The organism is Pseudomonas syringae CC1557, from assembly GCF_000452705.1.
Taxonomy (GTDB): Bacteria; Pseudomonadota; Gammaproteobacteria; order Pseudomonadales; family Pseudomonadaceae; genus Aquipseudomonas; species Aquipseudomonas syringae_F.
This window is the reverse complement of record NZ_CP007014.1, coordinates 3,806,276-3,832,677: the sequence shown is the minus strand read 5'-3', so window position 1 is coordinate 3,832,677 and position 26,402 is coordinate 3,806,276. Positions and strand designations below refer to the sequence as shown.

Here is a 26,402-nt window from a genome sequence, read left to right as displayed (position 1 = left end):
CGGCGTCAAACGTTCGTGCCAGATAAAGGTCAGAGGTGTCTGGTGCACTACGATTGACCCTTGGCGTGTGATTCAATAAACGCCGTTTCTTTTTTACTTGCTCAAGGATTTTTATTTTGGCTGCTGGAAGCTTGCTTACTCTGCTTGACGATATTGCGACCCTGCTGGATGACGTCGCGCTGGCTACCAAGAAAACCGCAGGCGTGCTGGGTGACGATCTGGCGCTCAATGCCCAGCAGGTCACAGGTGTTTCGGCTGATCGTGAGTTGCCGGTGGTCTGGGCTGTAGCCAAGGGTTCCTTGCTCAACAAGGCGATTCTGGTGCCCGCCGCGTTGCTGATCAGTGCCTTTGCGCCCTGGGCAATCCTGCCGCTGCTGATGATCGGCGGTGCCTTTCTGTGCTTCGAAGGTTTCGAGAAAATCGCCCATAAATGGCTGCACGCCGAAACCAATGAGGAACACGACCAGCGCAAGCAGGCAGCTACGGATGCTTCAGTGGACATGGTTGCGTTCGAAAAAGAGCGCATCAAGGGCGCGATTCGTACCGACTTCATTCTTTCGGCGGAAATCATCGTGCTGGCGCTGGGTGTGGTCTCGGCCCGGCCGTTCATGGATCAGGTCGGTGTACTGGTGATTGTTGGCGTGCTAATTACCGTGGGCGTCTATGGACTGGTGGCGGGCATCGTCAAACTGGACGACCTGGGCCTGTACCTGAAAAAGACCGCAAGCTCGGTGGCACAGAACATCGGCGGCGCTTTGCTGTGGCTGGCTCCTGTGCTGATGAAGGTACTGTCGATCGTCGGCACTGCAGCCATGTTCATGGTCGGTGGCGGGATTCTGGTGCATGGCCTGCCGGTCGCTCACCATTGGGTCGAAGGCGTGACTGAATCTGCGTCTGCTGCGGTGGGCGGGCTGTCGATGGTCGTCCCGACCCTGATTGATGCCATCGCCGGGATCGTCGCCGGTGCTGTGCTGGTGCTGATCGTGACGCTGGTGAGCAAGGTCTGGAAAGCGGCGAGGGAGTGATTTGAGGCTCTGACTCTCGCGCCAATGCTCCGCGTTGGCATGTATCCCGTGCCGCTCCGCGTCATAACTCTGCGTTGCGCCGCCCTCTCAAGGCTGGACGCAGAGCGTCCAGAAGTGCATTCCCTCGCAGCGTGCGGGAACGAGAGCCATCAGCATTACTCTCTTAGAAGAACATCTTCACCAGCAAACTCGCGGTGTTCTGATCGGTGTCGAAGGAACGGGTGTCTTTGATGCCGTACTTATTGGTCCAGTAGTCGTATTCGATACCGACATACAGTTGCCGCTCAGGGTAATTCAACGCCTTGCCCAGGTCGTACTTGATCTGTGGGTTGAAGTGCAGGTTAGAGTGGTAAGTGCCGCGTGAAGTCTTGTCGTTATCTACGACCCAGTCCATGAAGCCGTCGATCAGTACATCCGATTTGCCGACAGGAATGGTGTAGGACCAGACTGGAGTGATCTGCCATACGCCATCACCAGGACGATTGCCTTCAGTCTGACGCTGGTAGAAGTTCAGCTGGAAGTAGTCGAACCCCGGAATCTTCAAATCAAACGCCGGGCCAATCAGGTACGACTCGTTATCGCCTTCGCCAAACTCGTAAGTGGCCGCGATCAGCACATCACTGATCGGGCCGAATTCAAACTTCTGACCAAAGACCTTACCCAGCGACAGCCGTGGCGAGAACTCGCCGTAGTAGGTGTTATCGCCAGCCGTTGCGTCTTTCTTGCCGTTGTAGAAGATCTTGTCGACGAAGAAGAAGTTGTCGCCGTACTTCCAGCTGTCCGCATGCTCGAACGTGAACGTCTGCTGATTTTCCGGGTTGACAGCAAAGTCTCGTCCATTGAGATAGGTCAGGCTATTGCTCTGCCACTGGAAGATATCCCCTGCCATGGCGGGTGCGGCGGACAGCAGACTGCTGGCCAGTAACACACTGGAAAACGTACGGTTCATGCGGTGAGCCCCTTGATATGGATCGTGATTTTGCAGACCGGCGTTCTATAAGTGACGCCTTGTCTGTTCTTGCAATAATTTGTCTGTCTGGTCAGCTTTGTCTTGTTAGCAAGAGCTGCGCCAATCAGTGAAAAAAAGTTTAAGTAATCCCTAAACCGACACTGATGTAGCAGTTTCAAGTTGTTTTTCGAGCCGATGGGATCCTGAATGCTCGGTCAGCCAGTTGGCTGCCCGGTCAGATTCAATGATCAGGAAAGTTATGCGTCGGGTAGGCAGCGGCGGCGCAGGATACTGACGCGCGTCGCCGTGCTCAAGTGCTCCAGAGCAGGGCGTCTGGAGCGAAAACAGGGCAAGTGCCCGGTGGTGTCAGTTGATGTGTGCGCCTTGATCGATCCACGCGCCGACCAGATCACGTTCCTGCTGGGTCATCTGGGTAATATTGCCCAGCGGCATGATCGGTGCCGTGATCGCCTGCGCCTTGATGCGCGGTGCCTGTTGCTGGATCTGTTCCGGCGTATCGAACATCACGCCGGCCGGAGCAACGCTGAACAGCTGGCTGGTGGGTGTGGCCGAGTGGCAGACCGAGCAGCGTTGCTGGATCACCTCATGCACCTTGGTGAAGTCCGCACCGGCAACCTTGGCAGGCTCCGCCTGAGCGGGCGTGGTCACTGGCGCTTGGGGTTTCTCATCGGCCCGGTGACCGCCGACCGCCGTGCCCGGCAGTGGCTGATAGACGATTGGTGCAGTCGGTTGTGCCGGGCCCGTCACATAGGCCAGGCACAGCATGCCCAGCGCAGCGACTGGCAGGGTCCAGGCGAATCGATGGCTGTCATGCCGGGTATTGAAATAGTGCCGCACCAGCACCGCCAGCAGCGCGATGCCGGCCAGGATCAACCAGTTGTATTCACTGCCATACGTACTCGGAAAGTGGTTGCTGATCATGATGAACAGCACCGGCAGCGTGAAGTAGTTGTTGTGCCGTGAGCGCAGCAGCCCCTTGGCCGGCAGGCTCGGGTCCGGGGTGCGGTTTTCAGCGATGGCAGCGACCAGTGCGCGCTGCGCCGGCATGATGATGCGAAATACGTTGCCGACCATGATAGTGCCCATGATCGCGCCAACGTGCAGGTACGCACCGCGACCGCTGAACACCTTGCTGAAGCCATAGGCCGCCGCGACCAGCAGCAGAAACAGAACAACGCCTAACAGGGCAGGGCGCTTGCCCAATGGTGGGTCGCACAGAAAACTGTAGATGAACCAGCCGACGAACAATGAACCCAGTCCGATGTGCACGCCTTCAGCACCGCTCAGGCTGCTGCCCGGTGCCAGCAGGTACAGCGTCGGGTTGGCGTAAAACACTACGCACAGCAACGCGACCCCAGACAGCCAGGTCGAGTAGGCCTCCCATTTGAACCAGTGCAGGTTCTCCGGCATGGTCGGAGGCGCGAGCTTGTATTTCTCCAGGTGATAAATGCCACCACCGTGGATTGCCCACAGATCGCCCGACAGCCCTTCACGCGGATTGCTGCGGTTGAGGTTGTTTTCCAGCCAGACAAAGTAGAACGATGCGCCGATCCAGGCGACACCCACAATCATGTGAATCCAGCGCACGCCGAGATTCAGCCATTCCATCAGATGTGCCAGCACGGTGTTTACCCTTCCAGTGGGTTGGGATCGAGAACCAGCAACTGGTGCTCGGCAAAATAATGTTCGTCACAGTTGTTGCCGGAACCACTGCGATCTACCACCAGAAAATCATCCTGTTTTTCGATCGTCAGCACCGGGTGGTGCCAGACGCCGCGATGGTAATTGATACCCTGCCTGCCGTTGGAAACGAACGCGCGGGTCAATGTCGATTCAGGTGCATCGCCAACCGGCGCGACGACGATCAGAAACGGATTGCCGAGCAGCGGAATGAACGCCTGACTGCCCTGCGGATGACGTTCCAGCATGCTTATAGTCAGAGGCATCGGCAGTGCTTCGGCGCGAAAAATACTGATAATCGCCTTGTCATCCGGTTGCGCGGTTTCGACTTCGGCCAGGCGATGAAAGCGCATGGTCGAGCCGTTGTTGATCATGAAGTGATCGCTGCCGTCGGTTTCGATGACATCACCGAAAGGCGCAAAGGCTTCCTTGGTCAGCGGCTCGATTGTCAGTGTGCGCATGCGGCTTCTTCTTCAATGGTTTCGGAGTGGGTCGTTTGCACGTTCGTATTTATGACTATCGTGGCAACGCTCCGCGTTGACATGCATTTCGTGACGCTCTGCGTCACAACTCTGCGCTGCGCCACCCACTCAAGACAGGACGCAGAGCGTCCGGAAATGCATTCCCACGCGGAGCGTGGGGACGAGAGTTTACGCGTTGTTACCTGGACACTTTGCCCAACACCCGCAACCGACTCACGCCACCGTCCGGGAACACGTTCAGGCGGATGTGGGTGATCGGGCCGATGGCCTTTACCTGCTCGGCGAACTCATGCTCGGCGTGCATGGTAAGTTTCTGGCTTGGCAGCAGTTCGCGCCAGAACAGGCTCTGGGTTTCGATCTGGCTGTCGGTGCCGCCTTTGACGAACGCGCCCTGGATAGAGCAACTGTCCGGGTAATTGCCCTTGAAGTGCAGGGTGTCGACGATGACTTTCTCGACTTCACCCTTGTGCCCGAGCGCCACGATTACCCAGTCATTACCCGGCGTGCGACGGCGCGCGGTTTCCCAGCCGTCGCCCATGTTCACGCCACGGCCCGGGTTGAGGATATTGCTCATGCTGCCGTAATGCTCGTCCGAACAGGCAATCGAGCGGCCGCCATTGAGCGCGGCAGCCAGGTCGATCTGCTCGCTTTCAGTGACTTTCGACCAGTCGCGATGCGGCACGCCGTATACCCTCAGGCGCGCTACGCCGCCGTCCGGGTAGATATTGAAGCGCAGATGGCTGAACGGCTGGTCGTGACTGATTTCATGGTAGTGATGACTGTTACCCTTCAATTCCACCGACGACAGCACTTCGGTCCAGGCAGTGTTTTCGTCCGGCTCGCCCGAGGCCAGAAAGCACGCTTCCAGCGACGCAGAAGGCGGAAAGTTGCCGGTGAAGAACGACGTGTCGATATCTACGCCCTTGATGGTGCCCGCTACGCCGAGCTGGATCACTGCGCTGTCATAACCTTCGAAACGCTTGCGGCGCGACTCCCAGCCGTCCATCCACTTGCCGTTGTCATCGAACACGCCTTCTTTCCAGACCGCAGGCGTTGGCTGGAACAGGCGGTTGGCATCGGCGAACCAGTCATCGGTAACCGAAAGGATCCTTGTGCCCAGACGTGCGTCGGCCAGGTTTACAAACTTCTCGAACGCTGCGGCGTAAACTTTCATGCTTTTTGTCTGCCTTCTGAATACGGTTATGGCTGCGACGCGTGGAGCGCCTGTAGACGAAACAGTGCGATCTTGTTGATCTCGGCCAGGGCGCAAGCAAACTCGGCCTCGGGCGAGTGATGGATGCGTTGCTCGAACGCCGCCAGAATTTTATGCCGGTCGCTGCCCTTGACCGCCATGATGAACGGAAAGCCGAAACGGGCCTTGTAAGCCTCGTTCAGTTCGGTAAAGCGCCGGAATTCTTCAGGCGTGCAGAGGTGGATACCGGCACCCGCCTGTTCATCGGTACTGGCCTGAGTCAGCTCGCCCTGAACCGCAGCCTTGCCTGCCAGGTCCGGGTGAGCTTTGATCAGTGCCAACTGTTGTTCGTGAGTGGCATTGAGCAGAATCTCGCTCATCCGCGCATGCAGGGTGTCGAGCTGATCCAGCTCCGGGCCTGCGCCCTGATCAAACGCTTGTTGCGCGATCCATGGCGAGTGCTCGTAGACATCGGCAAAGGTCGCGGTAAACGCATCGCGGCTCAGGGTCGAGGGCTTCAGGTTCTGCAATTCGCTCATAGCGTCGCCCTAGTGAAGGGATGTTCAGTGTGCCAGTGGCGAGCAATGTCCACACGGCGAGTGAACCATACCTGCTGGTGGCCTTTGGCGTATTCGATAAAGCGTTTCAGCGCAGCAAGCCGGGCAGGTCGGCCAATCAGGCGACAGTGCAGGCCAATCGAAAGCATCTTTGGCGCGTCTTCGCCTTCGGCATACAGCACGTCGAACGCGTCCTTCAAGTATTGGAAAAACTGCTCGCCATTGTTGAAGCCCTGCACCTGAGTGAAGCGCATGTCATTGGTGTCCAGCGTGTACGGGATCACCAGATGAGGCTTGCCGGTCGGGTTGTTCGGCTCCCAATAAGGCAGGTCGTCGTCGTAGGTGTCGCAGTCGTAGAGAAAACCACCTTCCTCCATGACCAGCCGCCGTGTGTTCGGCCCGGTGCGCCCGGTGTACCAACCCAGCGGACGTTCACCGCTGATCTCGGTGAGGATCTGAATCGCCTGGCGCATGTGTTCGCGCTCTTCGGCTTCGTCCATGTTCTGATAGTCGATCCAGCGGTAGCCATGGCTGCAGATCTCATGACCGTCGGCGACCATGGCGCGGATCACGTCCGGATGACGTTGCGCCGCCATGGCAACCGCGAAGATGGTCAGGGGAATGTCGAACTGCTTGAACAGCTTGAGAATGCGCCACACCCCGGCACGGCTGCCGTACTCGTACAGCGACTCCATGCTCATGTTGCGCTGGCCTTGCAGCGGCTGCGCGGCGACCATTTCAGAGAGAAAGGCTTCGGATTCCTTGTCGCCGTGCAGGATATTGCGCTCGCCGCCTTCCTCGTAATTCAGCACGAACGACAACGCGATGCGTGCATTGCCCGGCCAGCGAGGATGAGGCGGGTTGCTGCCGTAACCGATCAGGTCGCGAGGGTATTCAGCGCTCACTGCGAGCTTCCTTATGTGCGTGGTATCAGGTGCAATGCGAGAAGCACGCAAGGCACTGCTGGATGAAGATTGTATACAATTTGATTTGCAGGTTGTAACCCTGAACTATTCTTCATCGACGGTCATTGTTGCTCACTAGTTAAGCAAGAAACCTGCCTGACTGGTCAGTTAAAGCGAAAAAACCTGATTATTTTCCTTGGCTTCACTGAAGTTGGCGGTCTATCGTCGTGCGACGGTCAGGTCGATGCTCCGCAGGGATTTCATTGTGTACAGGTTTTTGCAAAAGTGTCTTAATCGGTGGCAATTGCACACTGGCGGGCACCCGATTGGTGCGCTGCTTTTGATCACTCGCATGCAAGGGGCGACGTTTTGGGAAAATTGACCACACACGTACTGGACTCCGCCCATGGTTGTCCGGGCAGTTCGATTCGTATTGACCTGTATCGCGTGGACGATCAGCAGTTGCTGCACATCGTCAGCGTCGTGACCAACAGTGATGGACGCTGCGATGCGCCTTTGCTGCAAGGCGATGACTATCAGTCTGGCGTGTATCAGCTGCACTTTCAGGCGGGCGATTACTACCGCGCACGAGGCGTGGTGCTGAACGAACCGGCCTTTCTCGATGAGGTGGTGCTGCGCTTCGGTATTGATGCAGGTCAGGAACATTTTCATGTGCCGCTGTTAATCTCGCCGTACAGCTACTCGACTTACAGAGGCAGCTGATTCTCTTGCCCGCCCCACACTGCGGGCTTTTTTTCGTGCGCGTTTCCTGAGCGCGTTTTCTGCGTTTGCTTCCATGGTCTGCTTCCTGAAGCACCCTGTGTACAATGCGCCAGCCCCAAGGCCGTAATCCATCTGCGCACGAGCATTCATGAACGATCAGTCCCTGCCCCTCAAGAAACCGTCGCGCAGCCTCGACAGTGGCCGCAGCGTTACGCAGGACGATGTTGTTTACGAGCACATTTTCGATGCGATTCTGGAGCAGCGCCTGGCGCCCGGCACCAGGTTGAGTGAAGAAGCGCTGGGCGAGATTTTCGGTGTCAGCCGCACCATCATTCGCCGGGCGCTGTCGCGGCTGGGGCATGAAGGGGTTGTGTTGTTGCGCCCCAATCGCGGTGCGGTGGTTGCCAGTCCCAGTGTCGAAGAGGCGCGTCAGGTGTTCTTCGCCCGGCGCATGGTCGAGCAAGCCATCACTGAACTGGCCGTCGAGCATGCCACTGCCGAACAATTGGCCGAGCTGCGCCAGATGGTCAGCGACGAGCGCGACAGCTTTGCCCGCGGTGACCGGGGGGCGGGCATTCGTCTATCCGGCGAGTTCCATCTGCAACTGGCGGTGGTTGCGAAGAACGCGCCATTGATCAGCTTTCAGCGCAGTCTGGTGTCACAGACGTCACTGATTATTGCCCAGTACGAAACCGGCAACCGCACGCATTGTTCATACGATGAGCACAGCCAATTGATCGACGCCATCGAAGCCCGCGATGCACCGCTGGCAGTCGAGCTGATGATGCATCACATGGACCATATCGACAGCAAACTCGACCTTGACGAAGACAGTGCCTCGGATGATTTGCAGGCGGTGTTCTCGCACGTAATGGGCCGGAAAAAGCCGCTGCGTTGAGGCTGCTCATCCGGAAACTTCTCGTTCCTCACGCGCCAGCGTAGGGATGCGTTGGGTGACGCTCCGCGTCACAATCTGCGCAGCGCCACACACTCAAAATCGGACGCAGAGCGTCCAGAAGTGCATGCCAACGCAGAGCATTGGCACGATAGCCAATCACATTCGGTTCAACCCCGCTCATGCACCAACCGACCACCCGACCAGGTCTGTTTCACGGTCCGGTCGTCGCCAATTGTCATCAGCACAAACAGAATCTCTTCAATTCCCTTGGCCTGTTTCAGCCGATACGACAGCAGCGGCGTGGCGTCGTAATCGAGCACCAGGAAGTCGGCCTCGTTGCCAGGCTTGAGGCTGCCGACCTTGTCTTCCAGACGCAGCGCACGTGCGCCGCCCAGGGTTGCCAGATACAGCGATTTGAAGGGGTTCAGACGTGCGCCTTGCATCTGCATGACTTTGTAGGCTTCGTTCAGGGTCTGCAGAATCGAAAAGCTGGTACCGCCGCCCACATCGGTGCCCAGGCCGACGTTGACCTTGTGCTTCTCGGCCATTGGCAGATTGAACAGGCCGCTGCCCAGAAACAGGTTGGAGGTCGGGCAGAAGGCGATGGCCGAGCCGGTCTGCGCGAGGCGCGCGCACTGTGCGTCGCACAGGTGTACGCCATGGGCAAACACCGAGCGCTCGCTCAGCAGGTTGAAGTGGTCGTAGACGTCCAGGTAATGCTTGCGCTCGGGGAACAGCGCCTTGACCCACTCGACCTCCTGAAGGTTTTCGCTGATGTGGGTCTGCAGGTACAGGCCGGGGTACTCGGTCAGCAACTGGCCCGCCAGACTCAGCTGTTCCGGGCTGCTGGTCGGTGCGAAACGCGGGGTCACGGCGTAGCTCAGGCGACCCTTGCCGTGCCAGCGTTCTATCAACGCTTTGCTGTCGGCGTAGCTGGAGGCTGGCGTATCGACCAGATAATCCGGCGCGTTACGGTCCATCATTACCTTGCCAGCGATCATGCGCAGATCGAGTGCCTGCGCCGCGCTGAAAAACGCCTCCACCGACTCCTTGTGTACGCTGCCGAATACCAGCGCCGTGGTGGTGCCGTTGCGCAGCAGCTCCTTGATGAAGATGTCCGCGACCTGCGCCGAATGTGCGGGGTCGGCAAACTGGCTTTCGCAGGGAAACGTATAGGTGTTGAGCCAGTCCAGCAATTGCGCGCCATACGCGCCGATCATGCCGGTCTGCGGCAAGTGGATATGCGTGTCGATGAAGCCTGGGGTGATCAAGGCGTTCTGATACTCGATCAGCTCTACATCACTGTCGAGGCCGTCGAGCAGGTCGGCGGCATGACCCACCGACACGATGTTACCGTCCTCGACCAGCAGCAGGCCGTCGGCGAAGTATTCATAAGATGCTTCCACCGCCACTTCGGCAGGGTCGGCAATGCTGTGGACGATGGCGGCGCGGTAGGCTTTACGGTTGGACACTGAACTCATGGCACTCTCGTTGTGACTGACTGCTGTCATTGCGACTGGCTGCGGCGTGACGCAGGCAGCAGTCTGGCAATAGGTTTTGCGTTGGCGCTCTGTTGGCCAAAGCTGACGTTGTAGGTGGCGATCACTTCTGCGGCGATAGACACCGCAATCTCGATGGGCAGCTTGCCTTTGACCTCGGCCAGGCCCATTGGGCAACGCATGCGTTGTAGCAGGCTGGCGTCGAATCCGCGTTCGCGCAAGCGATGTTCGAACTTGACCCGTTTGGTCTTCGAGCCGATCAAGCCGAAGTAGCCAAAGTCACCGCGCGTGAGGATGGCGGCGGTGAGCTCCAGATCGAGCTGATGGTTGTGGGTCATCACGATGCAGTAAGTGCCGACGGGCAACTGCGCAACTTCATCGGCCGGCTCATCGCTGATGATCTGCAGCACGCCCTCGGGCATTGTTTCCGGAAATTCGTGTTCACGGCTGTCGATCCAGCGCACCCGGCAGGGCAGGCTGGCCAGCAACGGCACCAGCGCGCGGCCGACATGACCTGCGCCGAACACTGCGATCTGTGCGACGGGCTCGCCCATCGGCTCGAACAACAGCACGTTGACGCCACCGCAACACTGACCGAGGCTCGCGCCTAGATTGAAGCGCTCCAACCGGGTCTGCCGGGTGCCGCTGGCGAGCATCTCGCGGGCGATTTCCATGGCTTTGTATTCCAGATGCCCGCCGCCGATGGTGTCGTGGATGCGCTCGGCACAGACCACCATTTTTGACCCGGCGTTACGCGGCGTCGAGCCCAGCTCCTCAATGATCGTTACCAGAATGCCGGGTTCACTGCGGGCCTGAAGCTCGGCCAGAGCGCTGATCCAGTTATTCATGATGGGTGCGCCCTGCGGGGTACAACTGACGTATCTGCTCGCATCCCCACAGCACTTTTTCCGGCGTCGCCGGGGCATCGATGTTCGGCTGATAACGGTAATCGCCAAGGCTCGCCACTGCGTCCTTGATTGCACACCATGCGGCAATGCCGAGCATGAAGGGCGGCTCGCCAACGGCTTTGGAGTGGAATACCGTGTCTTCCGGATTCTTGCGGTTTTCGACCAGCTTGACCCGCAAGTCCAGCGGCATGTCGGCAACGGCCGGGATCTTGTACGACGCCGGGCCGCTGGTCATCAGTTTGCCTTTGTCATTCCACACCAGCTCCTCGGTGGTCAGCCAGCCTGCGCCCTGAATGTAGCCGCCTTCGACCTGACCGATGTCGATGGCCGGGTTCAGTGAGGCACCGACGTCGTGCAGGATGTCAGTGCGCAATGTTTTGTATTCGCCGGTCAGGGTGTCGACGATCACCTCGACGCAGGCCGCGCCAAACGCGTAGTAATAGAATGGCCGACCACTTGCCTGGCTTCGGTCATAAAAAATCTTCGGCGTTTTGTAGTAGCCGGTGCTGGACAGCGACACCTGCCCCATCCATGCCAGTTGCGCCAGCTCGGCAAAGGGCAAAACGATCTCGCCGATCCGCACATGGCCGTTACGAAATTCAATCTCGGTTTCCGCCACGTCGTAATGCCGGGCGGCGAATTCGACCAGGCGTTGCTTGAGGATTTCCGCAGCATTCTGCGCCGCCTTGCCATTCAGGTCGGTGCCGCTTGAGGCAGCCGTCGGCGAGGTATTCGGCACCTTGTCAGTGTTGGTCGCCGTGATCTGAATGCGCTCGATGTCCACTTGAAACACTTGCGCCACGACTTGCGCGACCTTGGTGTTCAAACCCTGACCCATTTCGGTGCCGCCGTGGTTCAAGTGGATGCTGCCGTCGGTGTAGATATGGATCAGCGCACCGGCCTGATTGAGGAAGCTGGCGGTAAAGGAAATACCGAATTTGACCGGTGTCAGCGCCAGGCCTTTTTTCAGGATCGGACTGCTGGCATTGAAGGCCCGAATGGCTTCGCGGCGCTCCACGTACTGGCTGCTTTGCTCCAGATCCGCGGTCATTTCTTCCAGCAGATTGTGCTCGACGGTCTGGTAGTAATGAGTGACGTTGCGCTCGGTCTTGCCGTAGTAGTTGGCCTTGCGCACCGCCAACGGGTCTTTGCCCAGAAAGCGCGCAATGCAGTCCATGACTTCTTCGATGGCAACCATGCCTTGCGGGCCGCCAAAGCCTCGGTAGGCGGTATTGGACGCCGTGTGGGTCTTGCAGCGATGACCATTGATCGTCGCTTCGCCCAGGTAATAGGCGTTGTCGGCATGGAACATGGCGCGGTCTACGATAGAGGCCGACAGGTCTGGCGAATAGCCGCAGTTGGCGGCCAGATCCAGTTCGATGCCTTGCAGCCGACCCTCGTCATCAAAGCCTACGTCGTATTCGATGTAAAACGGGTGGCGCTTGCCGGTCATCTGCATGTCTTCGAAGCGTTGCAGACGCATCTTGGTTGGCTGCCCGGTCAGGCGCGCAATCACCGCGCACAGGCAGGCCGGGCTTGCCGCCTGGGTTTCCTTGCCCCCAAAGCCACCGCCCATGCGCCGCATGTCGACCACGATGTGGTTCATCGGCACGTCCAGAACCTCGGCTACCAGCTTCTGGATTTCCGTGGGGTTCTGGGTCGAGCAGTACACAATCATGCCGCCGTCTTCAGTCGGCATGACCGAAGATATCTGCGTCTCCAGATAGAAGTGCTCTTGGCCGCCGATGTGCAGGTTGCCTTGCAAACGGTGGGTTGCAGTTTCCAACGCCGCCGCAGAGTCGCCACGCTTGTGGGTATGGCTGTCGAGCACGAAATGCTTCTGGCGCAAAGCCTGAACCACATCCAGTACGGGTTCCAGATCCTCGTACTTGATGATCGCGGCCATCGCCGCCTCGCGTGCAATATCCAGATCACGTGCGGCCACGGCGAGCACCGGCTGGCCAACGAACTCCACCTTGTCGATGGCCAGCAACGGGTCGCCCGGCAGCAGCGGCCCGATGTCCTTCAGACCGGGAATATCCTCGTGCGTGATCGCGATTCTTACGCCCTCGAAGGCGTAGCAGGGCGCGGTGTCGATGCTGATGATCCGCGCATGGGCACGGTCCGACATTCGTGCATACACATGCAGCTGATTGGGAAACTCCAGGCGGTCATCGATATACACCGCTTCGCCAGACACGTGTTTGTCGGCGCTGTCGTGCTTGACGCTACGGCCGACGCCGGTGCTCAGGCCCTGTTGAAACAGCGCCAGCATTTCAGTTTGGGTCAGTTGCGGGCTGTGATTAGACATAGTCGGTCACCCGCGTCACAACGGCTGGATGCTGCACTTCGATGAAGTATTTGCGCAGCAGGTTCTGGGCGCTCAGCAAGCGGTATTCCTTGCTCGCGCGGAAGTCCGACAGCGGGGTGAAATCTTCGCTCAGGGCCGCACAGGCGTGTTCGACGGTTTCGTTGTTCCACGGTTCGCCGATCAGGGCCTGCTCGCAGGCCTCAGCGCGTTTCGGAATTGCCGCCATGCCGCCAAACGCCACGCGTGCATCGCGAATCATGCCGTCTTCGATAGTCAGACGAAACGCTGCGCAGACCGCCGAGATGTCATCGTCCAGTCGTTTGGAAACTTTGTAGGCGCGAAACGTCTGCCGAGGATTGGCTGTGGGCACGATGATCTTTTCGATGAACTCGCTTGCCTGGCGGGCGGTGACCTTGTAATCGATGAAGAAGTCTTCCAGCGCGAGGGTGCGCTGAGTCGTGCCCTTGCGCAGCACGATCTGTGCGCCGAGGGCGATCAGCAACGGCGGGGAGTCACCAATCGGTGAGGCGTTGCCGATGTTGCCGCCCAGCGTGCCCTGATTGCGAATCTGCAACGAGGCGAAGCGCTGCAGCAGCTCGCCAAAGTCCGGGTATTCAGCGTTCAGTGCCGCGTAGCAATCGGTCAGCGGCGTGGCCGCACCGATTTCCAGGCGGTCGTCAAAGCGCTCGACGCGCTTCATTTCGGCAATGTGTCCGACGTAAATCATGGCCGGCAATGGCTTGTGAAACTGGGTCACTTCCAGTGCCAGATCGGTGCCACCTGCCAGCAGCCGGGCTTGAGGATTGGCCTGATACAGATCGGCAAGATCCGCCACGGTCAGCGGGATAAGGCAGTGTTTTTCGCCGTCGTCGAGTTGGCCGGTCTGGTCTGGCGTGATCGCACGCAGGCGCTCGATGGTCTGCGCCTGGCGCTGATCGAACTGGTCAGGCAAGCGCTGGGCGCAGGACTGTTCGGCAGCGGCCAGAATCGGTCGATAGCCGGTGCAACGGCACAGGTTGCCGGCCAGCGCTTCGTGGGCCTGATGGGCGTCGGCGTCGGTGCTGTTCTTTTGCAGGGCAAACAGCGACATCACAAAGCCTGGCGTACAGAAGCCGCATTGCGACCCATGACACTCGACCATGGCCTTTTGCACGCTGTGCAACTGGCCCTGATACTTCAGGTCTTCGACGCTGATCAATTGCTTGCCATGCAGCGACGCCACAAAGGTCAGGCACGAATTAAGGCTGCGGTAACGCAATTGCTGCTGGCCATCTGCGTCGCTGTGCAGCTCGCCGACGACTACCGTGCAGGCGCCACAGTCACCGCTGGCGCAACCTTCCTTGGTACCGGGCTTGTGTGCCTGCTCACGCAGGTAGGTCAGCACGGTCATGTTCGGATTCAGGGCGCGCTCGGTTTTTAGCTCTTGGTTCAAAAGGAACTGAATCACGGCGCAAAGCCCTCACATTTATTGTCATCAGACACATTGATGAATCTATCAGCTCTGCTTATTGGGTCAATTTTTTTCTGACCTGAAAGTCAGGAAATTGAGTTTTTCACCGATCTGCCAATTAAAGGCTGCATGGTTCTTGCATCATCTGACGGACGATGTACAAGGTTTTTGCTCATTTCGTGTCATTTTCCGCGTTTATGGCCCTGCGCCACTCATGCCGGTTGCGATACACTTCGCGGCTAGCAGCAACACTGGTCTTTTTGAAGGATAGTCATGACGTTCAAGGCACCGGACAGCCTCGCTGAGCAAATCGCTCATCACCTTGCCGAGCGGATCATTCGCGGTGAGCTCAAGCCTGGAGAGCGTATCCAGGAGCAAAAAGTCACGCAGGCGTTGAACGTCAGCCGTGGCTCCGTGCGCGAAGCATTACTGATTCTGGAGCGCCGCCATCTGGTGGCGATCCTGCCGCGACGTGGCGCACAGGTGACAGTGCTCAACGCGCACAATGTCACCAGCCTGTGCTGCATGATGAGAGAGCTGTACATTCTGCTGGCCAACGCAGTGGTCGAGCGCTGGACGACCGAGGAGGATCTTGCGCCGTTCATGCAGATACAACAGCGTCTGAAGGCCAGTTTCGAGCAGCAGGACGTCAATGCATTCGTCGAAGAGAGCTTCAATGTGATGCGCGCAGCCTATCCGTTCGCCAACAACCCGTACCTTGAGGAAACCGTCGAGAATCTGCAGCCTTCCATGAGCCGCAGCTATTTCCTTGCGCTCGAGCAACGCAAGGCCGATATGGGCGACTACCTGGCGTTGTTCGACGAATTGCTTGGCGCAGTGGTGGCGCGGGATATTCCGAAGATTCGTGTCGTGCTGGTCAGCTACTGTCAGCGCAGCTGCCAGCTGGTGCTGGCCGCTCTGGCAGCGGGCTGACGCCGTGCGCCTGAAGTGCATCAAGCTGGCGGGGTTCAAATCTTTCGTCGACCCCACCACGGTGAACTTCCCCAGCAACATGGCGGCCGTTGTCGGCCCCAATGGTTGCGGCAAGTCCAATATCATCGACGCCGTGCGCTGGGTCATGGGCGAAAGCTCAGCCAAGAACCTGCGCGGCGAGTCGATGACCGATGTCATCTTCAATGGCTCGACCAGCCGCAAGCCGGTCAGCCAGGCCAGCATCGAACTGGTGTTCGACAACTCCGACGGCACTCTGGTGGGCGAGTACGCGGCCTACGCGGAAATTTCGATTCGCCGCAAGGTGACGCGCGACAGTCAGAACAGCTATTACCTCAACGGCACCAAATGCCGTCGTCGTGACATTACCGATATCTTCCTCGGCACCGGCCTGGGGCCACGCAGCTACTCGATCATCGAGCAGGGCATGATCTCCAAGCTGATCGAAGCCAAGCCTGAAGACCTGCGCAACTTCATCGAAGAAGCTGCCGGGATTTCCAAGTACAAGGAACGACGTCGGGAAACCGAAAACCGTATTCGTCGCACCCACGAGAATCTGGCGCGTCTGACCGACCTTCGCGAAGAGCTGGAGCGTCAGCTGGAGCGCCTGCACCGTCAGGCTCAAGCCGCCGAGAAGTATCAGGAATACAAGGCCGAAGAGCGTCAGCTCAAGGCGCAACTGTCGGCCTTGCGCTGGCAGGCGTTGAACGAGCAGGTCGGTCAGCGCGAAGCGGTAATCGGCAATCAGGAAGTCGGGTTCGAAGCATTGGTGGCAGATCAGCGTAGCGCTGACGCCAGCATCGAGCGCCTGCGCGACGGCCATCATGATTTGTCCGAGCGCTTCAATCTGGTGCAGGGGCGCTTCTATTCGGTCGGCGGCGACATTGCCCGTGTCGAACAGAGCATCCAGCACGGCCAGCAGCGTCTGCGCCAATTGCAGGACGACCTGCACGAAGCCGAACGCGCGCGCCAGGAAACCGAATCCCACCTGGGGCACGACACCACGTTGCTCGCTACCCTTGGTGAAGAGCTGGAAATGCTTGAGCCCGAGCAGGAAATGACCAGTGCTGCCGCCGAAGAGTCAGCCATTGCGCTGGAAGACGCCGAAGCCGCCATGCAGGGCTGGCAGGAGAAGTGGGACGTCTTCAATCAGCAATCCGCCGAGCCGCAGCGCCAGGCGCAGGTTCAGCAATCGCGTATTCAGCAGCTGGAACAGAGCATTGAGCGTCTGGCCGAGCGCCAGCGACGTCTGGGGGAGGAGCGTCAGCTGTTGGCGGCCGATCCGGAAGACGCGGCCATTCTTGAGCTGAGTGAAGACTTCGCCACCCGCGACCTGACCCTTGAAGAACTGCACATGGGCGAGGAGCAGGCGGTCGAGCGTCTGGAGCAATTGCGCGACGCGCTGCAAAACGCCAGTCAGGCGCAGCAGCAGGCGCAGGGCGAACTGCAACGCCTGAATGGCCGACTGGCTTCGCTGGAGGCACTGCAACAGGCGGCACTCGATCCAGATACCGGCACCGCCGAATGGCTGCGCGACCAGCAACTGGCCGAGCGCCCGCGTCTGGCCGAAGGGCTGAGTGTCGAGGCAGGCTGGGAACTGGCCGTGGAAACCGTACTGGGTGCCGACTTGCAGGCGGTATTGGTCGATGACTTTGACGGGCTTGATCTGGCCAGCTTCGAACAAGGCGACCTGCGCCTGCTCAGTGCCGGTGCGGACAACGTGCGCGTGGCCGGCAGCTTGCTTGAGAAAGTCGACAGTACGGTTGATCTGTCAGCCTGGCTGGGGCAGGTGATTCCGGTCGAGAATCTCGACGAAGCGCTGGCGCGACGCGCGCAATTGGGTGCAGGACAAAGCCTGATCAGCCGGGATGGCTATTGGGTCGGGCGGCATTTTTTGCGGGTCAGACGCGCCAGTGAAGCACAGAGCGGTGTATTGGCGCGTGCTCAGGAATTGCAGCAACTAGGGCTGGAGCGTGACGAACGCGAAGCGACGCTGGCAACGCTGGAAGAGCAACTGCTGAATCTGCGCGAGCAACAGTCACAGCAGGAAGAAGCCCGTGAGCAACTGCGCCGTCGTGTGCAGGATGAAACCCGTCAGCAAAGCGAACTCAAGGCGCAACTGTCAGCGGCCAGGGTCAAGGTCGAGCAGTTGACCCTGCGCCGCACGCGCCTTGACGAAGAACTGGCCGAGCTGGCCGAGCAGCGCGCTGCCGAGCATGAACAGCTTGGCGAGTCGCGCCTGCAATTGCAGGACGCGCTGGACGCCATGGCGCAGGACACTGAGCAGCGCGAAGTGCTGCAGGCCCAGCGTGACTCGCTGCGCGAGCGCCTGGACCGGATACGTCAGGATGCGCGCCAGCACAAGGACCACAGTCATCAACTGGCGGTGCGTCTGGGTTCGATCAAGGCGCAATACGATTCGACGCGTCAGGCGCTTGAGCGCCTGCGTATGCAGTCCGAACGGCTTACCGAAAAACGCGAGCAGCTCAGCCTCAATCTGGAGGAGGGCGAAGCACCGCTTGAAGAACTGCGCCTCAAGCTTGAAGAGCTGCTCGAACGGCGCATGGTGGTCGATGATGAAATGCGCGTCGCCAAGAATGCCCTGGAAGACGCCGACCGGGAACTGCGTGAAGCAGAGAAGCGCCGCACCCAGGCCGAGCAGCAGTCGCAATTGCTGCGCGGTCAGCTGGAGCAGCAACGGCTGGAATGGCAGTCGTTGACCGTGCGCCGTACGGCCTTGCAGGACCAGTTGCACGAAGATGGCTACGACTTGCACGGCGTGCTGGCCACGCTGACCCCGGAGGCCAGCGAACAGGCCGCCGAGCAGCAACTGGAAAGCATCGCCGGGCGTATTCAGCGGCTGGGCGCGATCAACCTTGCGGCCATCGACGAATACCAGCAGCAATCCGAGCGCAAACGCTATCTGGATGCGCAGGACGCCGATCTTGTGGAGGCGCTCGACACGCTGGAAAACGTGATCCGCAAGATCGACAAGGAAACCCGAAATCGCTTCAAGGATACCTTCGATCAGATAAACAGCGGAATTCAGGCACTTTTTCCGAAAGTTTTCGGTGGAGGCTCCGCTTATTTGGAACTGACAGGCGAAGATCTACTCGATACAGGGGTGACAATCATGGCGCGGCCCCCTGGCAAGAAAAACAGCACCATTCATTTGCTGTCGGGTGGAGAGAAAGCCTTGACTGCACTGGCGCTGGTTTTTGCGATTTTCAAGCTCAATCCTGCACCGTTCTGCATGCTCGATGAGGTTGATGCGCCGCTGGATGATGCCAACGTGGGCCGCTATGCACGTTTGGTGAAAGAAATGTCACAAACGGTGCAGTTTATTTACATCACTCACAACAAGATCGCCATGGAAATGGCTGATCAACTGATGGGGGTGACGATGCATGAGCCCGGTTGTTCGCGGCTTGTGGCCGTGGATGTGGAAGAGGCCATGGCGCTGGTGGATGCCTGAGTGAACGTTCGCTGGCGCGGGGAAAATCCCGTGAAAAAGCCGGAAAATGTCACGGTTGTGCGGTAGATGGCACTTCGGGCAACAAAGAGACGTAACAGACGGTGTAAAGTTGCCTTTGGTCGTGCTAGTTTAGTGACCACTTTTTTATTTTCGCGTGGGCAAAATGCCAGTCAGAACATAGACTTGGCACCACGTATTAAAGGGGTTTAGGCCCTTATTTTCAGATTTCTTCATTAGAGGCACTGGATTACATGGAAATCGGTCTGCGCGAGTGGCTGATCGTCATCGGCATAATAGTCATCGCCGGTATTCTCTTTGATGGCTGGCGCCGTATGCGCGGCAGCAAAGGTAAATTGAAATTCAGGCTGGATCGCAGCTTTTCCAATCTTCCAGAGGAAGAGGAACCGACGACGGCCGAAGTGCTGGGGCCGCCCCGTGTGCTGGATACTCACAAAGAGCCGCAACTGGACGAGCAGGATCTGCCGTCGATGAGCGCCAGCCCGCGTGACAAGAAGCGCGGCAGTGAGAAACGCGGTGGTGACAAGAAACGCAAGGATGAGCCGCAGCAGGGCGACTTGAATCTGGATGTCGACGGCCCAAGCCTGTTCACGGCGCACGACGATGATTTCCCGGATGACAAACCTGCCCAGCGCATCACTGAAGACAAAGACCTGCCTCCGGTCGAAGAAGTACTGGTCATCAGCGTGATCTCGCGCAGCGAAGGCGGCTTCAAAGGCCCTGCGCTGTTGCAGAACATTCTGGAAAGCGGTCTGCGTTTCGGCGAGATGGACATTTTCCATCGTCACGAAAGCATGGCAGGCAACGGCGAAGTACTGTTTTCGATGGCCAACGCAGTCAAGCCTGGCGTGTTCGATCTCGACGATATCGACCATTTCAGCACCCGTGCAGTCAGCTTCTTTCTTGGCTTGCCAGGTCCGCGTCATCCGAAACAGGCTTTCGATGTCATGGTTGCAGCAGCTCGCAAACTGGCCCACGAGCTTGATGGCGAACTGAAAGATGACCAGCGCAGTGTCATGACCGCGCAGACCATCGAGCATTACCGCCAGCGTATCGTTGAGTTCGAGCGCCGTGCGCTGACCCAGCGTCGCGTCTAAGCGCTTTCTGGATAGCTCCCTGGCTGAAATCGCGCCCTGGCGTGTCTTCAAGGGGAGCTGGATCGCCATAGAACAGAACCAACAGATGAGCAGCCTCGGCTGCTTTTTTGCTTTTTGAGAGAACACTCGTATGAAGGCCGTCGAAACCCGAATCCTCGAACTGCGTGCAGAGCTGGATCAGCACAATTACCGCTATCACGTTCTGGATGAGCCAAGCATCCCGGATGTCGAGTACGACCGCCTGTTCCACGAACTCAAGGCCCTTGAAGCAGACAATCCGCATCTGGTGACCCCGGATTCCCCCACGCAACGGGTGGGCAGCGCTGCATTGTCGGCATTCACTCAGGTGCGCCATGAAGTGCCGATGCTCAGCCTGGGCAACGCTTTCGAAGAGAATGACCTGCGCGAGTTTGACCGCCGGGTGACCGAGGGACTGGATTTGCCTGCGGGTGATCTGTTCGGCGCGGGCAACAAGGTCGAGTACAGCTGCGAGCCCAAGCTGGACGGTCTGGCGGTCAGCCTGCTGTATCGCGACGGGGCGCTGGTGCGCGGGGCAACGCGTGGCGACGGGACCACGGGCGAAGACATCAGCGTCAATGTGCGCACGGTGCGCAACATTCCGCTCAAGCTGCAAGGCAAGGGCTGGCCGGATGTGCTGGAAGTGCGCGGCGAAGTGTTCATGTCCAAGGCCGGTTTCGAGCGGCTCAATGCCAGCCAGCTGGAAGTCGGCGGCAAGACCTTCGCCAACCCGCGTAACGCCGCCGCTGGCAGCCTGCGTCAGCTGGACTCGAAGATCACCGCCAACCGGCCGCTGGAATTCTGCTGCTATGGCCTTGGCCAGACGTCGGCAGAAATCGCCGACACCCATATTGGCGTGCTGAACGCGCTCAAAAAATGGGGCATGCCGGTCAGCCGCGAACTGAAGCTCGCTGATGGCGTCGAGGAGTGTTTGGCCTACTACAAGGACATTGGTGAGCGACGTCTGTCGCTCAGCTACGAGATCGACGGGGTGGTGTTCAAGGTCAACAGCCTGGCGGCCCAGCGCGAACTGGGCTTTCGTGCCCGTGAGCCACGCTGGGCCATTGCCCACAAATTCCCGGCGATGGAAGAACTGACCGAGCTGCTGGACGTTGAGTTTCAGGTTGGCCGTACCGGCGCAGTGACGCCGGTTGCGCGTCTCAAGCCGGTCAAGGTTGCGGGCGTCATGGTCGCCAATGCCACGTTGCACAACATGGACGAAGTGGCGCGGCTGGGGTTGATGATCGGCGATACGGTGATCATCCGTCGCGCTGGCGACGTGATTCCGCAGGTGGTGCAGGTGGTGGTCGAGCGTCGCCCGGAGACCGCGAAACCGGTCGAGGTGCCGCAGACCTGCCCGGTGTGCGGCTCGCAAGTCGAGCGCACGCAGTTGATCAAACGCAGCAAGGGCAAGGAAACGGTCAGCGAAGGCGCGGTGTACCGTTGCGTCGGGCGTCTGGCCTGCGGTGCGCAGTTGAAGCAGGCGATCATTCACTACGTGTCGCGTCGCGCCATGGACATCGAAGGCCTGGGCGACAAGACCATCGAGCAACTGGTCGATGAAAAGCTCATCGGCTCGCCTGCCGACCTCTACAAGCTGAAATACGAGCAGATCATTGATCTGGAAGGCTTTGCTGACATCTCCAGCAACAAGCTGCTCAAGGCAATCGCCGACAGTAAGCAGCCGACCCTGGCGCGCTTCATCTATGCCTTGGGCATCCCTGACGTAGGTGAGGAGACGGCCAAGGTGCTGGCGCGTTCGCTGGCGTCTCTGGATCGCGTGAAGCAGGCGTTACCGGAAGTGCTTACCTATCTGCCGGATGTTGGTCTGGAAGTGGCTCACGAGATTCACAGCTTTTTCGAGGACGAGCACAACCGCAACGTCATCGACGCGCTGCTCGGCGAATGCGGACTGCAACTTCAGGATCAGGGCGAACTGGGTGCCGAATTTGCCGCCAGTACCACCTTGGAAGGGCTGATCGACAAGCTGCACATTCCGTCGGTAGGGCCGGGCGCTGCGCAGAAGCTGGCCGAGAAATTTGGCACGCTGGAAGCAATCATCAGCGCCGACTGGCTGGACATGCGCCAGGCGCTGCCGGAGAAGCAGGCCAAATCGGTGCGCGACTTCTTTGACGACAGCACCAACGCCGAGCGCGCCCGCGCTATCGAAGCTCAATTGAAAGACTTCGGCATGCATTGGCGCAGTGAGAAGAAAGCAGTAGAAGGCTTGCCGCTGGCGGGGCAGACCTGGGTGCTGACCGGTTCGCTGGAGCGCATGAGCCGCGACGTCGCCAAGGAAAAACTTGAAAGCCTCGGAGCCAAGGTGTCTGGCTCGGTATCGGCCAAGACCCACACCGTCGTCGCAGGACCCGGTGCCGGCTCGAAACTGACCAAGGCCAACGAACTGGGGCTGACCGTGCTGGACGAAGACGCGCTGCTCAAACGCCTGACCGAACTGGGCGTGGAGGTTGATTGAGGAAGGCCGACGCTCAGTATGCCCTGATTATCATGCGACGCTCCGCGTCGCATGTAGTTCTGGACGCTCTGCGTCCGATCTTGAGTGACGCTCCAGTGGAATGCCTTTCTCGACGCTCTGCGTCGCAAACAGGGACGCGGAGCGTCCTGAACAGCATTCCAACACGGAGCATTGGCACGAGAGTTACAAATATCTCATTCCTGATACTCCGCATCACACGCTCCTGGTGCACCGTTTTAGACCAACAATATGCCGTCAATACGTTCCATGCATGCCGCCCGATAATATTTTGAACCCCTGAAGCGTCGGCATGATCTAGTCCATGCAAGGTCACCGGGAGATCGCCATGTATCGCTTTTTCGAGCAATTGAGTTCACGTATTACCGCCCCATTTATTGGCGAGACCAAACGTAACAGCAAGGTGTGGCAATGCACTTGCGGCCAGTCGGTGTTTTTCCCCAATTCCCAATGCCTCGCCTGTTCGGCAGCGCTGGGCTACCTGCCAGAGCAGGGACGTGTCGCTACGCTTGAAGCGGGCCCGGTGCCGACCATCTGGCGTCTTAGTGACGAGCCGGGTGCCGGGCTGTATCGGCGTTGCGCCAACCTCGATACCCCGGCAGCCTGCAACTGGCTGTTCCCGGAACATAACGCGGGTGAGTTCTGCGTTGCTTGCAGCCTCAATCGCACCATTCCCGACCTGTCTGTTGCCGAAAATGGCGAGCGCTGGCGCAAGGTCGAGACTGCCAAGCGTCGTCTGGTCGCGCAATTGATCTCCCTGGGGCTGAACGTCATCCCCAAGAGCCTTGACGAAGAAACCGGCCTGGCTTTCGATTTTGTCGGCGTCGATCTGGAAGGCAAGCTGCCAACCACCGGCCACGCCAATGGCCTGATCACCCTGAACATCGAAGAAGCCGACGATGCGCACCGTGAAGCGATGCGTGTGCAGATGCACGAACCGTATCGCACCTTGCTCGGCCACTTCCGCCACGAAGTCGGTCACTATTACTGGGATCGGTTGATTGCCGATACCCGCTGGCAGGATGGCTACCGCAACCTGTTCGGCGACGAGCGTGCCAGCTATGCCGACGCGCTCGATCATCACTACAAGAACGGCCCGCCCGACCACTGGCAGGAAAGCTTCGTCAGCGCCTACGCCACCATGCACCCGTGGGAAGACTGGGCCGAAACCTGGGCTCACTACCTGCACATGATGGATGCGGTCGATACCGCGCTGGGTTTTGGCATGAGCGCCCGCGACATGGAACTCGACTACCAGCCATTCCCGCTGGAAGTGCTTTACGATCCGCAGCACCCTGGCGGCCCGGCGTTTCTGTCGTTCGTCAACGCCTGGATCGAACTGGCGAGCATGCTCAACGAACTGTCACGCAGCATGGGTCAGCCGGATTTCTATCCGTTCGTCCTGCCGCCAGCAGTGATTGCCAAGCTGCACTTCATCCATCTGGTGATTCAGGATGCAGGCGGCAAGGCTGACGAGGTCTTGCAGGCTCAGTAACAACCGCGCAGTGCCTGAAACGCCAATGTGTCAGGCACTGTTCAATAGCTGCATCAGAGCGTCAGCACCAGCCTTCGCTCAAAGCCGATCCGCCCGCGATAGGCCTCACCAGTGTCTATCCAGCCCTGACCCACATAAAGCCCGATGGCAGCGCTGTTGTCCGCGTCCACCGACAGCATCAACTGCGTGATGTCCGGCCATTTCAGCTTAAGTGCCGCAGGCAGCGCTTGCAGGCACGCCTTACCCAACCCCTTGCCCTGTTCACGACGATCGATCTGCAGCGCATGCAGCGTCGCAGCGAGGTCTTCCTGAGCCCAATGCGGCAGACAGTCGCCGCGCTTGAGCAGGAAAAAACCGACCGGCCTCTCATCCGCCAGAAGCACAAAGCCACGCACGTTCGGATTGGGGTTAACCAGCAGGGTATTGAGTGCGGTGTAAATGTCGCCGGAGAACTGCGTCTGCTCCTGCGTGACCTCCAGCTGTTCAAGTTGCTGGCACTGGGTGGGAGTGAGATCTTCGTAGCCGACCAATCGAGTCTGCATGAGCAACCTGCTGGCTGATGAGTGTTGAGGCGCGCAGAGTACCTGATCATCACGGGGTGTTTCGAGGATTTGCAGCGCCACCGGCGAACATGGATTCCCGTTTCAGCCCCCGCACACAAGTGCTTGAGCGCTATCGAAATTTTTATCCGGGACAACGGTTGTAAACTCGCGCAAGACCGGTACAATGGCGCGGCTCGCCAACTGGTGAGTGTCGTTATGGTGACCCTATCGGTCCCCCCGCAACGATTACCCGTGAACCTGGTCAGATCCGGAAGGAAGCAGCCACAGCGGGAACATTGTGTGCCGGGGTGTGGCTGGTGGGGTTACCACCTTAACGAATCTCAAGTCGGTCCTCGACGCAGCAACACCCTCACATATTGTTCATCTTCAAGACTCAGCGTTGTGCAGTGTTCCGCGTTGGCCAAGTCACCCGCCAATCCGACTGAACCCTCACTCCCACACGCCACCTAACCCTCTTACGCGTCGCTTGAAACCGTTTTACGGCAAGGGGCAATTCAGGTCGCTGCGGGTGTCACGGGCTTTTCGGTCAGGCGTCTCGCAGCATTGGAGCCGGGGGCCGGATGGAACAGGACATCATCAGATTTTTCACAGACTCGCAATTTCTGGGCATTTCGCTCGCTAACTGGATACTCGCCATTTTCGCCTCGACCCTGAGTTTTATTCTGGTCAGGGGTGTCATCGGTTTTGTACTCAGGAAGATGCGTTCGCGACCGGATGCGCCGACTACGCATATGCGCTACATCGTCGTGCAAGTGTTGTCGGGCACCAGCAATACCTTGTTGCTGCTGGCGTCGATTTTGATCGGGGTCGGCATGCTCGATTTGCCCGAGCGCTGGCTGGGACGGGTCAGCAGCCTGTGGTTCGTGGTTGCAGCCTTGCAGGTCGGGTTGTGGGCGAACCGGGCGATTGCGCTGGCATTGCAGCGTTACTTCATCCGTCACAACGCGGGTGGGACGTTTCAGGGCAGTGCCCTTGCCACGTTGAGTATGTGGGGCGCGAAAGTGTTGCTGTGGGCCACGGTGGTCATGGCGATGCTGTCCAACGTCGGGGTCAACATCACGGCGTTCGTGGCCAGCCTCGGCGTGGGCGGCATCGCAGTGGCACTGGCGGTGCAGAACATTCTGGGTGATGTGTTCGCCTCGCTGTCCATCGCGGTGGACAAGCCGTTCGAGATCGGCGATTTCATTGTTGTTGGGGAGTTGGCGGGTACGGTGGAGCATATCGGTCTGAAGACCACGCGCATTCGCAGTCTGGGCGGCGAGCAGATTGTGATGGCCAATGCGGACATGATCAGCAACACCATCCAGAACTACAAACGCTTGCAGGAGCGGCGCATTGTGTTCGACTTCAGGCTGACCTATGACTGCTCGGTCGATCAGATTCGGGAAGTGCCAAAAAAAGTCGAGGCGATCATCAATGCGCAAAAGCTAGCGCGCTTCGACCGCTCGCATTTCCGGGGGTTTGGCGAGACATCGCTGGAGTTCGAGACCGTTTTCATCGTGCTCGACCCCAGCTACAACGTCTATATGGATGTGCAGCAGGCGATCAATCTCGAGATCATGGAAGCCTTCGCCGAGATGGAAGTGCGCTTCGCATTCCCGTCCCGCACGGTGTATGTGGCGTCCTTGCCACCCGTGAAAACCTCACGGCCTACCGCGCTGGAAGCTGCCGACGCGAACGCGTAAAGCCGC

General features: G+C 59.0%; 20 protein-coding genes and 1 other RNA gene. 10 read left to right on the top strand and 11 right to left on the bottom strand.

The annotated features are described in order from the left end of the window. Positions 1–116: 116 nt before the first annotated feature. A complete protein-coding gene (locus N018_RS16870) occupies positions 117–1,025 on the top strand; it encodes a DUF808 domain-containing protein (RefSeq protein ID WP_024647625.1) in 909 nt (302 codons plus the stop codon). A gap of 163 nt (positions 1,026–1,188) precedes the next feature. Here the strand turns inward: N018_RS16870 and N018_RS16865 are convergent, their stop codons facing one another. The 6 genes from N018_RS16865 to puuE form a co-directional block, all read right to left on the bottom strand. Further along, a complete protein-coding gene (locus N018_RS16865; protein WP_025390287.1) occupies positions 1,189–1,974 on the bottom strand; it encodes an outer membrane protein OmpK in 786 nt (261 codons plus the stop codon). Between the two features lie 366 nt (positions 1,975–2,340). Next, positions 2,341–3,618, bottom strand: a complete 1,278-nt coding sequence (locus N018_RS16860) for a urate hydroxylase PuuD (protein WP_025390286.1) — start codon at positions 3,616–3,618, stop codon at positions 2,341–2,343. A 5-nt stretch (positions 3,619–3,623) separates the two neighbouring features. Continuing rightward, positions 3,624–4,136: an ureidoglycolate lyase gene (locus N018_RS16855; protein ID WP_024647628.1), complete on the bottom strand. Its 513-nt coding sequence runs from the start codon at positions 4,134–4,136 to the stop codon at positions 3,624–3,626. A gap of 199 nt (positions 4,137–4,335) precedes the next feature. Next, complete coding sequence (gene alc / locus N018_RS16850; protein WP_024647442.1) at positions 4,336–5,331, bottom strand: allantoicase; 996 nt, start codon at positions 5,329–5,331, stop codon at positions 4,336–4,338. Positions 5,332–5,357: 26 nt separating this feature from the next. Then, positions 5,358–5,888 (bottom strand): 2-oxo-4-hydroxy-4-carboxy-5-ureidoimidazoline decarboxylase, encoded by a 531-nt coding sequence (uraD, locus tag N018_RS16845; protein ID WP_024647443.1) that lies wholly within the window; start codon positions 5,886–5,888, stop codon positions 5,358–5,360. After that, on the bottom strand, positions 5,885–6,811 hold the full coding sequence (gene puuE / locus N018_RS16840; protein WP_024647444.1) for an allantoinase PuuE: 927 nt from the start codon (positions 6,809–6,811) through the stop codon (positions 5,885–5,887). The genes uraD and puuE overlap by 4 nt, the downstream gene beginning before the upstream one ends. Positions 6,812–7,180: 369 nt before the next feature. Between puuE and uraH the strand changes: the two genes are divergently transcribed. Together uraH and N018_RS16830 are read left to right on the top strand one after the other, a co-directional pair. Next, the gene (uraH, locus tag N018_RS16835; protein WP_024647445.1) at positions 7,181–7,534 is read left to right on the top strand and encodes a hydroxyisourate hydrolase; all 354 of its coding nucleotides are present in this window, start codon (positions 7,181–7,183) and stop codon (positions 7,532–7,534) included. Between the two features lie 148 nt (positions 7,535–7,682). Further along, entirely contained in the window at positions 7,683–8,432 is a 750-nt protein-coding gene (locus tag N018_RS16830) for a GntR family transcriptional regulator (RefSeq protein WP_025390285.1), read from the top strand. Between the two features lie 167 nt (positions 8,433–8,599). Here the strand turns inward: N018_RS16830 and guaD are convergent, their stop codons facing one another. The 4 genes from guaD to xdhA are packed head-to-tail and all read right to left on the bottom strand — an operon-like array spanning position 8,600 to position 14,597. Next, the gene (gene guaD / locus N018_RS16825; RefSeq protein ID WP_025390284.1) at positions 8,600–9,913 is read right to left on the bottom strand and encodes a guanine deaminase; all 1,314 of its coding nucleotides are present in this window, start codon (positions 9,911–9,913) and stop codon (positions 8,600–8,602) included. A gap of 26 nt (positions 9,914–9,939) precedes the next feature. After that, complete coding sequence (gene xdhC, locus N018_RS16820; RefSeq protein ID WP_025390283.1) at positions 9,940–10,779, bottom strand: xanthine dehydrogenase accessory protein XdhC; 840 nt, start codon at positions 10,777–10,779, stop codon at positions 9,940–9,942. Further along, positions 10,772–13,150, bottom strand: a complete 2,379-nt coding sequence (xdhB, locus tag N018_RS16815; RefSeq protein ID WP_025390282.1) for a xanthine dehydrogenase molybdopterin binding subunit — start codon at positions 13,148–13,150, stop codon at positions 10,772–10,774. Before xdhB ends, xdhC begins: the two co-directional genes overlap by 8 nt. Beyond that, positions 13,143–14,597 (bottom strand): xanthine dehydrogenase small subunit, encoded by a 1,455-nt coding sequence (gene xdhA / locus N018_RS16810; protein WP_025390281.1) that lies wholly within the window; start codon positions 14,595–14,597, stop codon positions 13,143–13,145. The genes xdhB and xdhA overlap by 8 nt, the downstream gene beginning before the upstream one ends. A 276-nt stretch (positions 14,598–14,873) precedes the next feature. Here xdhA and N018_RS16805 point away from each other — a divergent pair, with 276 nt between their 5' ends. From N018_RS16805 to N018_RS16785, 5 genes are all read left to right on the top strand, one after another. Next, positions 14,874–15,533, top strand: coding sequence for a GntR family transcriptional regulator (locus N018_RS16805; RefSeq protein ID WP_024647451.1), 660 nt, complete (start codon positions 14,874–14,876; stop codon positions 15,531–15,533). Positions 15,534–15,537: 4 nt separating this feature from the next. Next, positions 15,538–19,026 (top strand): chromosome segregation protein SMC, encoded by a 3,489-nt coding sequence (smc, locus tag N018_RS16800; protein ID WP_025390280.1) that lies wholly within the window; start codon positions 15,538–15,540, stop codon positions 19,024–19,026. Positions 19,027–19,277: 251 nt separating this feature from the next. Further along, positions 19,278–20,141 carry a cell division protein ZipA gene (zipA, locus tag N018_RS16795; RefSeq protein ID WP_024647453.1) on the top strand — a complete coding sequence of 288 codons (864 nt, stop codon included), beginning with the start codon at positions 19,278–19,280 and terminating at the stop codon, positions 20,139–20,141. 130 nt (positions 20,142–20,271) lie between these two features. Then, positions 20,272–22,635 (top strand): NAD-dependent DNA ligase LigA, encoded by a 2,364-nt coding sequence (gene ligA / locus N018_RS16790; RefSeq protein ID WP_025390279.1) that lies wholly within the window; start codon positions 20,272–20,274, stop codon positions 22,633–22,635. A 346-nt stretch (positions 22,636–22,981) separates the two neighbouring features. Further along, positions 22,982–24,148 (top strand): zinc-binding metallopeptidase family protein, encoded by a 1,167-nt coding sequence (locus N018_RS16785; RefSeq protein WP_025390278.1) that lies wholly within the window; start codon positions 22,982–22,984, stop codon positions 24,146–24,148. A 53-nt stretch (positions 24,149–24,201) separates the two neighbouring features. Here N018_RS16785 and N018_RS16780 read toward each other — a convergent pair whose 3' ends face one another. Then, entirely contained in the window at positions 24,202–24,690 is a 489-nt protein-coding gene (locus N018_RS16780; RefSeq protein ID WP_024647630.1) for a GNAT family N-acetyltransferase, read from the bottom strand. Positions 24,691–24,916: 226 nt separating this feature from the next. Here N018_RS16780 and ffs point away from each other — a divergent pair. Together ffs and N018_RS16775 are read left to right on the top strand one after the other, a co-directional pair. Then, an RNA gene (gene ffs / locus N018_RS26660) (signal recognition particle sRNA small type) lies at positions 24,917–25,013 on the top strand. A gap of 258 nt (positions 25,014–25,271) precedes the next feature. Next, on the top strand, positions 25,272–26,396 hold the full coding sequence (locus tag N018_RS16775; protein WP_024647635.1) for a mechanosensitive ion channel family protein: 1,125 nt from the start codon (positions 25,272–25,274) through the stop codon (positions 26,394–26,396). Positions 26,397–26,402: the final 6 nt, after the last annotated feature.